The organism is Ruegeria marisrubri (genome assembly GCF_001507595.1).
GTDB lineage: Bacteria > Pseudomonadota > Alphaproteobacteria > Rhodobacterales > Rhodobacteraceae > Ruegeria > Ruegeria marisrubri.
Genome location: NZ_LQBQ01000001.1, coordinates 596,495 through 607,245, shown reverse-complemented (window position 1 = coordinate 607,245; position 10,751 = coordinate 596,495). Strand labels below are relative to the sequence as shown.

Here is a 10,751-nt window from a genome sequence, read left to right as displayed (position 1 = left end):
AGAGGACGCCGACGATTGCCCCGCGCCCGGTTGACAAAGCCCTTTGCCTCTGCCCCTCTCCGGCTGAAACACTCAGGGAGAGAGGCCATGAAGCTGTCGCATCGCATTACCCACCTGACCGGCGGCGGTTCCGACGGCTGGGGCGTGTTCTATCGGGCGCGGCGCATGATCTCCGAGGGGATCGCCGTCGTCGAGTTGACGATCGGCGAGCACGACATCCCGACCCACCCGTCGATCCTGGCAGCGATGAACGACTCGGCCGTGGGCGGCCACACCGGATATGCGATGGTTCCGGGCACGGCCCTGTTGCGCGATACCGTTGCCGCGCGGGTGCAGACCCGCACCGGCGTTCCCACGACCCGTGACAATGTGCTGATAACGCCCGGCGGTCAGGCTGCGCTGTTCGCGGCACATGCAGCGGCCTGCAATGCCGGCGACACCGCTCTATATCTCGATCCCTACTACGCCACCTATCCCGGAACGATTCGCGGCGTGGGTGCCGTTGCCAAGGCGGTTCAGACCCATGCTGGGGACGCGTTTCAGCCGCGCGCCTCGGAGATCGACGCCGCCGCCGAAGGCGCGGTTTCGCTGCTGATAAACTCGCCCAACAACCCGACCGGCGTGGTCTATTCCCGCGAAACGCTGGAAGGGATCGCCGAGGTCTGCAAAAAACGCGACCTGTGGCTGATCTCGGACGAGGTCTATGACACGCAGGTCTGGGAGGGCGAACACATCTCGCCCCGCGCCCTGCCGGACATGGCCGAACGCACGCTGGTCGTCGGTTCGATGTCCAAGTCCCACGCCATGACAGGCTCCCGCTGCGGCTGGATCGTCGCGCCTGCTGAGGTGACCGAGCACCTGATCAACCTCGCAACGCACACGACCTATGGCGTCCCCGGATTCATTCAGGACGCGGCGAGTTTTGCGCTCAGCGCAGGGCGCGAGCTTGAAGACGAAATCTCGGAACCGTTCCGCCGCAGGCGCGCGCTGGCCACGGAAATACTGGGTGCCCAGAACGCGGTCACCATGATCCCCTCGCAAGGCGCGATGTATCTGATGCTGGACGTCCGCGCCACGGGCCTGACTGGTGAGGCTTTCGCCAACGCCCTGCTCGACACGCACCACATCGCCGTCATGCCCGGGGAAAGTTTCGGCAAGGCAGCCGCAGGCCATGTCCGCGTGGCGATGACGATCGACGATGACGCTTTTGCCAACGCGCTCAGGACGTTGTGCAGCTTTGCTGCGGTTCTCAGCGACCAGCGCGAAAACGCCTGACACGCGCGCGCATTTACGACGCAGCAGCGTTTAATCAACTGGGCAATCGTCTACCGGCGGTTGCCCTTTTTCGGTTCAACCGGCCTGCCTGGGCATGAAAAACGCCTCAAATCGACATGTTTTATAGTCGCAAATGGGACAGAACCTGTCGGTCGCAACTGCATATCCTGCTTCAAGGGTGGAGGAGCCGCATGCAGGGTGAGCTGTCGAAAATCTGCTTGGTCAGCCGCACGATCGGCGCGGATCGCGGGCGTGCGGCACGTGGACGTCCGGAGATGGGTTGCCGCTGAGCCCAATTCTCCAATTCAATACGGACACCCAAATGAACGATCAATCCCGCAGCTCCTCCCGTGGTGGAGGCCGTGCCGCGCGTCGTGCTGCCCGCGCGACATCACTTCCCGAACATCTGCGCCCCGTGCGCCCCGGCCAGGAAGGTGGCTGGCTGAAGCCTCTGACACAGGAAGGGATGGAAAGCATTCACCGCGCGGCCCTCGACGCGCTCGAGCAGATCGGCCTTGCCGATGCCCCGCAGAGCGGCATCGACTATCTGACAGCGGCCGGCTGCACCTTGGGCGATGACGGGCGCATCCGCTTCCCCCGCGCGCTGGTCGAGGACACGCTGGCCAACGCCAACCGCTCGGTCACTCTCCACAGCCGTGACGGCAAGACGGATCTGCAGCTTTCGGGCAACCGGGTGCATTACGGCACCGCAGGTGCTGCCGTCAGCATGGTGGATGTCGAAGGCCGTGAGTATCGCGATTCCACCGTGCAGGACCTGCACGACGCGGCGCGTATCTGCGAAAAGCTGGAAAACATCCATTTTGTACAACGTCCGATGGTCTGTCGTGACATTTCGGACAATCTGGAAATGGACCTGAACACGATCTACGCCTGCTGTTCGGGCACGTTCAAACATATCGGGACGTCCTTCACCGATCCCAGCTATGTGGCCCCGGCGATGCAAATGCTGCACCTGATCGCCGGTGGCGAGGACAAGTGGCGCGAGCGGCCTTTCGTGTCGAACTCGAACTGTTTCGTCGTTCCGCCGATGAAATTCGCCACCGAAAGCTGTCAGGTCATGGAGGAGTGCATCAAGGCCGGGATGCCCGTGCTGCTGCTGTCGGCGGGAATGGCTGGCGCGACTGCCCCCTCCTCCATCGCGGGCGCCATCGTGCAGGCCGTGGCGGAATGCCTGGCTGGTCTGGTCTACGTTAACGCCGTCAAACCCGGAGCCCCGGCCATCGTAGGCACCTGGCCCTTTGGTCTGGACCTGCGCACCGGGGCGATGAGCGTGGGTTCGGGTGAACAGGCCCTGCTGACGGCGGGTTGCGCGCAGATGCACCATTTCTACGGGCTGCCGGGCGGTGCCGCGGCCGGGGCTTCGGATTCGAAACTGCCCGACATGCAGGCCGGGTGGGAGCAGATGTGCTCGAACGTCATGGCGGGGCTGTCCGGGCTCAACATGGTCTATGAGGCCGCCGGGATGCACGCCTCGCTGCTGGGGTTCTGCCATGAGTCGCTGATCCTCGGCGATGACCTGATCGGACAGGCGCTGCGCTGTGTCCGCGGGATCGAGGTGACGGAGGAAACGCTGGCGCTGGACCAGATCGCCGAGGTCTGCCTCGGCGGCAGCGGTCACTATCTGGGCACCGGCCAGACCTTGGGGCGGATGCAGGTGGACTATGTCTATCCTACGTTTGGCGACCGCACCTCGCCCAAGGAATGGGCGGAACGCGACAAGCCGGACCTGATCGAAAAGGCCGTGGCGCGGAAGAACCAGATCCTGTCCGAGCGATCGCCGGCCCGGTTCGATGCTACCCTCGACGCGGAAATCCGCGCCCGATTCAACATTCACTTGTCATCGTAAGCACTTGCAATGCATCGGTTTCGGCGCATCACTCCTGCGCCGAAACCATCAGCACCAACTGGCCGCGCCCTCGTCGGGGTTGCGCAGCAGCTCCTGCACATTCGCCTCGAGCAGGCGATAGCCGACATTGCCGAACAGCCTCTGCCGCCCTTCGTTCATGATGAATGTGGGGCTGCCGGTCACGTTGCTCTGCTGGGCCATGCCCATATCCGCCGCCAGCGCCGCGACCGCCTCGGACGAGGCGACGGCCGCCCGCACCGCGTCATGATCTATGCCCAACTCCTCGGAGATCTCGCGCTGAATGGCGATTTCCGAGATGTCGCGGGCCTGCGCGAAAAACGCGCGCCGCATGGCCGCCGCAGCGCGAACCGAGTCGCGTTGTGCATATGGCGGCAAGTCGTCACCATGCGCCTTGCGCTCGGCGATCTCGACCGCCTTGATGTAGAGATGCGCACTGGCCGAGGTGCGCGGGCGAACATCGAGCCACAACCTGTCGCTCAGTTCGATATGCGGAAATCGCTCGGCCACCTCGCAGAGATGGCGGTTGAAGGCGGCATAACCGCCCCGGTCGCGCCATGTGGTTTCGATCTTGGTCCAGGCATCGGGAAACACGCTGCAGAACCGTGGCTCGATCTCGATACGGTCACCGAATACCTTGTCCAGTTCGGCAACGCGCCGTTCGGCGATATAGGCCCAGACGCACAGTATGTCGGTGAAATAGAGGATGCGAACCGCGGACATTGGCAAACCCTTTGAATGATTGCCCGAAATATGGCCGGTTTTGCGGGCGTCAGCCACAAAAAAGAAAAAGGAGGTCCGTTTCGGGACCTCCTGAAAGTTTCGCCATCCAGGCTCATCTAGTTTACCGCCCGGTGGTTTTTTGCCTGCGGCCTGGACGCCGTTCAGGGCGGGCGCACCCGCCCCCGGTACGAGTGGGAAGGACTGATATTCCGTCCCACCCTGTCGCCGACGGAACACGGGCATGTTCCGCCGAGTGGGGCAAGGCGCCTTTGGGTAAGTCTCAGGCTTTGCCTTGCCCCCTGTTCGTCGGGACCGGATCACCGAGGGAGACCCAAGCCCCTACGCACCGTCGCCGGTGCGATTCCGTCGCGTGCGGGTTACGAGCAGCCGCTCGTCGCCCCGCAGGTGTTGCACTTCATGCAGGTGCCGTTGCGCACCAGCGTGTAGTTGCCGCATTCGCCGCAGGGATCGCCCTCGTATCCCTGCATCTTCGCCTTGGTGCGGGCATCCATGCCCGATGAGGTGACCGTTTCGGTGGCGATGACGGTTTCGGAGGAACGGGCCTCGAAAGTGGTTGCCGTCTCGGCCATGCCGCCAAAGCCGTTCGGCGCCGGATTGAACACCGCCAGTTCCTGCGGCAGCCGCTTGCGCAGATAGCCTGTGGAGCTGATTTGCTTCAGCACTTCCAGTGACTTGGAAGCCGAAGTTTCACTGATTTCCGAGACGTTCGAGACGCCCTCTTCCTCGCCGCGGCCCAGATCGTCGAAGGTCGCACCTTCGGGCTTCACATGGGCCAGGTCGGTGCGGTCGAGATAGCTGACCGCCAGTTCGCGGAAGATGTAGTCGAGGATCGAGGTGGCGTTCTTGATCGAGTCGTTGCCCTGCACCATGCCCGCCGGTTCGAACTTGGTGAAGGTGAAGGCATCGACGAACTCTTCCAGCGGCACACCGTATTGCAGGCCGACCGAGACGGCGATGGCGAAGTTGTTCATCATCGCGCGGAAGCCGGCGCCTTCCTTGTGCATGTCGATGAAGATCTCGCCCAGCTTTCCGTCCTCGAACTCGCCGGTGCGCAGATACACCTTGTGCCCGCCCACGACCGCCTTTTGGGTATAGCCCTTGCGACGATGCGGCAGCTTTTCGCGGTGGCTGCGGATGACCTCTTTGACCACGACCTTCTCGATGACCTTTTCGGCCAGGGTCGCTGCCTTTTCCTGCGGGGTGCCGCTTTCCAGCACTTCCGCCGCCTCGTCGTCATCCTCGACCAGCGCCGCTGCCAGAGGCTGACTGAGTTTCGAACCGTCGCGATAGAGCGCGTTGGCCTTGATGCCGAGGCTCCAGGACAGTTCATAGGCCTTCTGGCAATCCTCGATGGTCGCGTCATTGGGCATGTTGATCGTCTTGGAGATCGCGCCCGAGATGAAGCTTTGCGCGGCGGCCATCATGGTGATGTGGCTGTCAACGCTGAGGAAGCGCTTGCCCTTCTTGCCGCAGGGGTTGGCGCAATCGAAGATCGCGTAATGCTCGGGCTTCAGGTGCGGCGCACCTTCGAGGGTCATGGTGCCGCAGACATGGTCGTTGGCCGCCTCGATATCCGCCTTGGTAAAGCCCAGGTGCCGCAGCAGGTCGAAGGTCGGGTCGTTCAGCTTGGCGGCCGGGATGCCCAGAACGCCGGTGCAGAACTCTTCGCCCAGGGTCCACTGGTTGAACACGAAACGGATGTCGAACGCCGTTTCCAGCGCCTCGTCGATCTTGCGCAGCTCGTTGGGGCCAAAGCCGTGGCCGGTCAGCGAGGTGTGGTTGATGCCCGGCGCGTTGCCGATGGTGCCGTGGCCCACCGCGTAGGACACGATTTCCTCGATCTGTGCCGAGGAATAGCCCAGCTTCTCAAGCGCGGCGGGAACCGAGCGGTTGATGATCTTGAAATAACCGCCCCCGGCCAGCTTCTTGAACTTGACCAGCGCAAAGTCGGGCTCGATCCCGGTGGTGTCGCAATCCATCACCAGACCGATCGTACCGGTCGGCGCGATCACGGTGGCCTGGGCGTTGCGATAGCCGTTCTTCTCGCCAAGGCTCAGCGCCTCGTCCCATGCGCTCATGGCCAGATCGACAAGGCGTTTGTCCGGGCAATTGGCGTGATCCAGCGGCACCGGCTTGACCGACAGTTTCTCATAACCCTCGGTCACGCCCTGTGCGGCGCGGCGGTGGTTGCGGATGACGCGCAGCATGTGGTCGGCGTTACGCTCGTAGCCCGCGAACGGTCCCAACTCTCCGGCAATCTCGGCCGAGGTGGCATAAGCTACGCCGGTCATGATCGCGGTCAGGGCACCGCAGATGGCGCGGCCCTCGGGCGAGTCATAGCCATAGCCCATGTTCATCAGCAGACCGCCGATATTGGCATAGCCCAGACCCAGGGTGCGGAAATCGTAGGAAAGCTGCGCGATTTCCTTGGACGGGAACTGCGCCATCATCACCGAGATTTCCAGCGTCAGCGTCCACAGACGGGCCGCGTGCATGTAGTCGGCCGCCTGGAACTCGCCATCCTTGAGGAAGGTCAGCAGGTTCATCGAGGCCAGGTTGCAGGCCGTGTCATCGAGGAACATGTACTCCGAGCACGGGTTCGAGCCGCGGATCGGGCCGTCTTCGGGGCAGGTGTGCCACTCGTTCACGGTGTCATGATACTGAATGCCCGGATCGGCGCAGGCCCAGGCGGCGTGGCCGACTTTTTCCCACAGGTCGCGCGCCTTGACCACCTTGGCCACCTTGCCGTCGGTGCGGTTGATCAGCTGCCAGTCGGCATCCTTTTCGACAGCCTTGAGGAAGGCGTTGGTCACGCGGATCGAGTTGTTCGAGTTCTGCCCCGAGACCGAATTGTAGGCCTCGGAATCCCAGTCGGTGTCGTAGGTCGGGAACTCGATGCTGTCATGGCCCTGCTTGGCATAGTCCAGCACGCGCTTGATGTAAGTCTCGGGGATCGCGACCTTTTTCGCCTCGCGGATCGCCGCTTTCAGCGCGTCGTTCTTCTTGGGATCATAGGCGTCGTCCTGTGCGCCGTCCCAAGTGCGGATGGCCTCGAAAATGCCGTTCAGCATCTTTTCGTGCATTTTCGATCCGGCAACGATCGAGGCCACCTTCTGCTCTTCGATCACCTTCCATTCGATGAATTGCTCGATGTCGGGATGATCTGCATCGACGATCACCATCTTTGCTGCTCGACGGGTTGTCCCGCCTGATTTGATCGCGCCAGCGGCGCGGTCGCCGATCTTGAGAAAGCCCATCAGCCCCGAGGACTTGCCGCCACCCGACAGCGCCTCGCCTTCGGCGCGCAGATGGCTGAAGTTGGTCCCGGTGCCCGAGCCGTATTTGAACAGGCGCGCCTCGCGCACCCAAAGGTCCATGATGCCGCCTTCGTTCACCAGGTCGTCATCGACGGACTGGATGAAGCATGCATGCGGCTGGGGATGTTCGTAGGCCGATTTCGACTTGGTCAGCTTGCCTGTCTTGTAGTCGACGTAATAATGCCCCTGCGCCGGGCCATCGATCCCGTAGGCCCAGTGCAGACCGGTGTTGAACCACTGCGGCGAGTTGGGTGCGGCGCGTTGGGTTGCCAGCATGTAGCGCATCTCGTCGAAATAGGCGCGCGCGTCTTCCTCGGTGGAGAAATAGCCACCCTTCCAGCCCCAATAGGCCCAGGCGCCGGCCAGACGGTCGAACACCTGCTTGGAAGAGGTTTCACCACCAAACTCGGCGTCCTCGGCCGGAACCGAGCGCCACAGGAATTCGGGCACGTCCTTTTCGCGGACCTTCTTGAGCTTGCTGGGAACGCCGGCCTTGCGGAAATATTTCTGGGCGATCACGTCGCTGGCGACTTGGCTCCAGCGTGCGGGCACCTCGATATCGTCAAGGCGGAAAACGATGGTTCCGTCCGGATTGCGAATCTCGGAAGTGGTGGAGACGAACTCCAACTCCGCGTATGCATCCTGCCCTGCCTTGGTGAATTTTCTTTCAATCTTCATTTCCGCCGCCCTAGCTTCAACCAACTCAATTCCCGGTCAATCGACCTATCAAAACCGGGATACGCTCTTCGATCCGGTCGCCGGCTTGCCAAAGAAAAAGAAAGCCCCTCGCCGCTGAACGCAGCGCAACAACGACCATCGGCCGCACGTAACCTTTATGTGCTTTCCGTCCCTCGCCCGCTGCCGTTTCCGGTTATTACCTACCAGATTTAGTAGCAGCGCATCCGGCCTCCACAATCTGGCGTATCTTCCCATATCAGGTCAACGGCATTTTTACGTCTCAGAGACAATCTTTTCTGTTGACCGCGATCGGTTCGGAACCCCGCAATCGGCTGTTCGCGATTCCTCCACAGGGTTTTCCTCTGCCCCCCTGCTTTCGGATCGAGACGGAGCATTCGGGATTTTCTCTTTAGCTCCGGCATGTTTACAGAACAAAGTGAAGCACCATCGAAAATGGCAAATTCCCTGCAGGCTCGCAGAATCACTGTCGCGCGGGGATGGCCAATGCCCTACAGTCGGATGCAGGTGACACCAACTGTTTGGATTTTCCGGCCATGCGCGCGCTGTGGAGTCTTTCCGTCATGGCCGTGTTGGCGGCCTGCACATCCCAGGACGTGGGCGGCCCTGCCCGCAGTGCTGCGTTCCCTGAATTTCCAGAGAATCTGTTTGCAGCGTTCGAAGCGGCCTGCGCCGATCCCGGCCAGGAATTCAGGCGCGTGGAAAAGGGAACCTTCGAATGCAGGCAGTTGCTGCCCCCAGAAACCACTGCCTATCTCATACTGAATTTCGACGGGTATCCCCAGAAACTGCCCGAAAGCGTCATACAGTTGAGCTCGACTCAGACTGCGCAGGGCTACCAGGTCGATGCCGACATGTTCCTTCTCGTTCCGCAGAAAAGCGGCAGAATCCTGAAGATCGCGGTCAAAAGCCCGACATTGGACAGAAAGCTCGCGCGCCTATACCGCGTGGCGGGTGGAACTCCGATCTGACTGGAAAGTGGTCGGGGCGGCAGGATTCGAACCTACGACCCCCTGTACCCAAAACAGGTGCGCTACCAGACTGCGCCACGCCCCGGACCGAGAGCTTTCCTAGCGGCGAGCAACTGATTTGAAAACCCCTAACACGGCCAGATAGGCGGACCTTTCGAAAAAATTTCGTGCCGCATCACCGTACCCGGGCCGATGGCAAAGCGCCGAGCCTGGCCGGCGTTGACCTCAAGAACGGCAAAAACCGCGTCTCCGCCCTCGATAACGGTTTCATCGCCGGGAATCGCCCCCTCATGCACCCGCGTCACCACACCCGACCGATCGGCAAAAATGATGTCGAGCGGAATCAGGGTGTTCTTCATCCAGAAGACCGCCGGTTGCGGAGGGTCGAACACAAACAGCATCCCCGAGCGTTGGGGCAGTTCTGTCCGGAACATGAGGCCCTTCGCCCTTTCCCTGGGCGTGACGGCCAGTTCGATATTGAAACGCACTTGGGCGCGGTCGTTTTTCAGATCCACGACGCCCGCTGAACAGCCTGCTTCGGCCGTTCCGGCCCGGAACGCCGACAGCACGGCCAGAACAGCAAGAAAACCCCTCATGCGATCACATCAGTCGTCGTTGAGTGCAGCTTCCCAAGCCAGAACCTGCGCCGCCATCCGCCCCCGTTTGCCGTCAATCACGCGCAGAGCCAAGGCTTCGCCGGGTTGCAGATCGGCCAACCCCGAGCGGCGCAGCACTTCTATATGCACGAACACGTCCTCGCTGCGGCCGAACACGTTGGCAAACCCGAATCCCTTGCCCTTGTCGAACCATTTCACGCGGGCCGCTTCCAAAGGCGCATGCGCGATGACCTCGGGATCCAGATCGGCGAAATCAGCCAGCATCATCGTATCGGTGCGCGCCGGCGGTTCTATGCTGAGAACCTCGACCGCCTGCACCCCACGTTCGGTGCGGTGGGTCATGATCTCGATGCCTGCGCCGTCGGCGACCGAGCTTTGGCCAAAGTTCCGAAGAACGTTCACATGCAGCAGGATATCCGGGCCTCCGGTCTCGGACACGACGAACCCGTACCCTTTCGCAGGGTCGAACCATTTTACGTGTCCACGGACTCGGTACATGTCGTTCAGATCTTCAGGCACGTCTTTCTCATCACCGATATGTTTGTTCATTAAGGGTCTGTTGTTTAGGCTTCCTGCCCGCAATTTCAAGCCTGAAAACCCCGTTTCCTGGACTGCAATTCCAGACGCCCTCACGTCACGGATTCAGTCTTTGCACGTTCCATTCACCTCCTGGCACTTCCCGCCGCCACACGAACCGGTCATGCAGGCGAAACGCGCCGTCCGCCCAGAATTCGATCTCGACAGGCACAAGCCTGTAGCCACCCCAGAATGGCGGGCGAGGCGGATTGGCCCCGAGTTTCGCGGCCAACTTGGTCACTTCGGCCACGAGCGCCGCGCGGCTCGAAAGCGGCCGCGACTGACGCGATGCCCACGCCCCCAGCCTGCTTTTCAAAGAGCGAGAGGCAAAATACGCGTCGGCCTTTGGGCCGTCTTCACGGGTAATTGTACCACGAACACGAATCTGACGCCGCAAAGATTTCCAATGCATCACGAAAGCCGCCTTTCCGGCGCTGTCCAATTCGGCCGCCTTGGCGCTTTCATAGTTGGTATAAAAGAGAAAAGCGTCGGGTTCGACTTCCTTCAGCAGCACCATCCGGACATTCGGCATGCCCTGCTGGTCAACGGTTGCCAAGGCAATGGCGTTGGGGTCGTTGGGTTCCGATTCTTCAGCTTGTTTCAGCCACCGGCCCGCGATCTCGAACGGATCGGCGCCGGCAAAAATGCCCGCTCGTTCACTCATTTCCAT

General features: G+C 61.6%; 8 protein-coding genes and 1 tRNA gene. 3 read left to right on the top strand and 6 right to left on the bottom strand.

Features of this window, described 5'->3' with window-relative positions:
* The first annotated feature begins 87 nt into the window (after positions 1 to 87).
* Both AVO45_RS02900 and AVO45_RS02895 read left to right on the top strand, forming a co-directional pair.
* Positions 88 to 1,275 carry a pyridoxal phosphate-dependent aminotransferase gene (locus tag AVO45_RS02900; protein WP_068344269.1) on the top strand — a complete coding sequence of 396 codons (1,188 nt, stop codon included), beginning with the start codon at positions 88 to 90 and terminating at the stop codon, positions 1,273 to 1,275.
* A 322-nt stretch (positions 1,276 to 1,597) separates the two neighbouring features.
* Positions 1,598 to 3,142: a trimethylamine methyltransferase family protein gene (locus AVO45_RS02895; protein WP_068344268.1), complete on the top strand. Its 1,545-nt coding sequence runs from the start codon at positions 1,598 to 1,600 to the stop codon at positions 3,140 to 3,142.
* Positions 3,143 to 3,190: 48 nt separating this feature from the next.
* On the opposite strand, the gene AVO45_RS02890 is transcribed toward AVO45_RS02895, so the two are convergent.
* Together AVO45_RS02890 and AVO45_RS02885 are read right to left on the bottom strand one after the other, a co-directional pair.
* On the bottom strand, positions 3,191 to 3,883 hold the full coding sequence (locus AVO45_RS02890; protein WP_068344267.1) for a DsbA family oxidoreductase: 693 nt from the start codon (positions 3,881 to 3,883) through the stop codon (positions 3,191 to 3,193).
* A 377-nt stretch (positions 3,884 to 4,260) separates the two neighbouring features.
* Complete coding sequence (locus AVO45_RS02885; RefSeq protein ID WP_068344266.1) at positions 4,261 to 7,899, bottom strand: vitamin B12-dependent ribonucleotide reductase; 3,639 nt, start codon at positions 7,897 to 7,899, stop codon at positions 4,261 to 4,263.
* Between the two features lie 497 nt (positions 7,900 to 8,396).
* Here AVO45_RS02885 and AVO45_RS02880 point away from each other — a divergent pair, with 497 nt between their 5' ends.
* Complete coding sequence (locus AVO45_RS02880) at positions 8,397 to 8,888, top strand: hypothetical protein (protein ID WP_240482043.1); 492 nt, start codon at positions 8,397 to 8,399, stop codon at positions 8,886 to 8,888.
* An 8-nt stretch (positions 8,889 to 8,896) separates the two neighbouring features.
* On the opposite strand, the gene AVO45_RS02875 is transcribed toward AVO45_RS02880, so the two are convergent.
* The 4 genes from AVO45_RS02875 to pdxH form a co-directional block, all read right to left on the bottom strand.
* Positions 8,897 to 8,973 (bottom strand) — tRNA-Pro (locus tag AVO45_RS02875).
* A gap of 43 nt (positions 8,974 to 9,016) precedes the next feature.
* On the bottom strand, positions 9,017 to 9,484 hold the full coding sequence (locus AVO45_RS02870; RefSeq protein WP_068344265.1) for a DUF192 domain-containing protein: 468 nt from the start codon (positions 9,482 to 9,484) through the stop codon (positions 9,017 to 9,019).
* Positions 9,485 to 9,493: 9 nt separating this feature from the next.
* Positions 9,494 to 10,003 (bottom strand): cold-shock protein, encoded by a 510-nt coding sequence (locus AVO45_RS02865; protein WP_420819926.1) that lies wholly within the window; start codon positions 10,001 to 10,003, stop codon positions 9,494 to 9,496.
* A 136-nt stretch (positions 10,004 to 10,139) separates the two neighbouring features.
* Positions 10,140 to 10,745, bottom strand: a complete 606-nt coding sequence (gene pdxH / locus AVO45_RS02860) for a pyridoxamine 5'-phosphate oxidase (RefSeq protein ID WP_068344692.1) — start codon at positions 10,743 to 10,745, stop codon at positions 10,140 to 10,142.
* Positions 10,746 to 10,751: the final 6 nt, after the last annotated feature.

Bases quoted from the DNA above. Each gene is read 5' to 3' on its own strand.
- AVO45_RS02900 (WP_068344269.1), top strand. From the start codon at position 88: ATGAAGCTGTCGCATCGCATTACCCACCTGACCGGCGGCGGTTCCGAC.
- AVO45_RS02895 (WP_068344268.1), top strand. From the start codon at position 1,598: ATGAACGATCAATCCCGCAGCTCCTCCCGTGGTGGAGGCCGTGCCGCG.
- AVO45_RS02890 (WP_068344267.1), bottom strand. From the start codon at position 3,883: ATGTCCGCGGTTCGCATCCTCTATTTCACCGACATACTGTGCGTCTGG.
- AVO45_RS02885 (WP_068344266.1), bottom strand. From the start codon at position 7,899: ATGAAGATTGAAAGAAAATTCACCAAGGCAGGGCAGGATGCATACGCG.
- AVO45_RS02880 (WP_240482043.1), top strand. From the start codon at position 8,397: ATGGCCAATGCCCTACAGTCGGATGCAGGTGACACCAACTGTTTGGAT.
- AVO45_RS02870 (WP_068344265.1), bottom strand. From the start codon at position 9,484: ATGAGGGGTTTTCTTGCTGTTCTGGCCGTGCTGTCGGCGTTCCGGGCC.
- AVO45_RS02865 (WP_420819926.1), bottom strand. From the start codon at position 10,003: ATGTACCGAGTCCGTGGACACGTAAAATGGTTCGACCCTGCGAAAGGG.
- pdxH (WP_068344692.1), bottom strand. From the start codon at position 10,745: ATGAGTGAACGAGCGGGCATTTTTGCCGGCGCCGATCCGTTCGAGATC.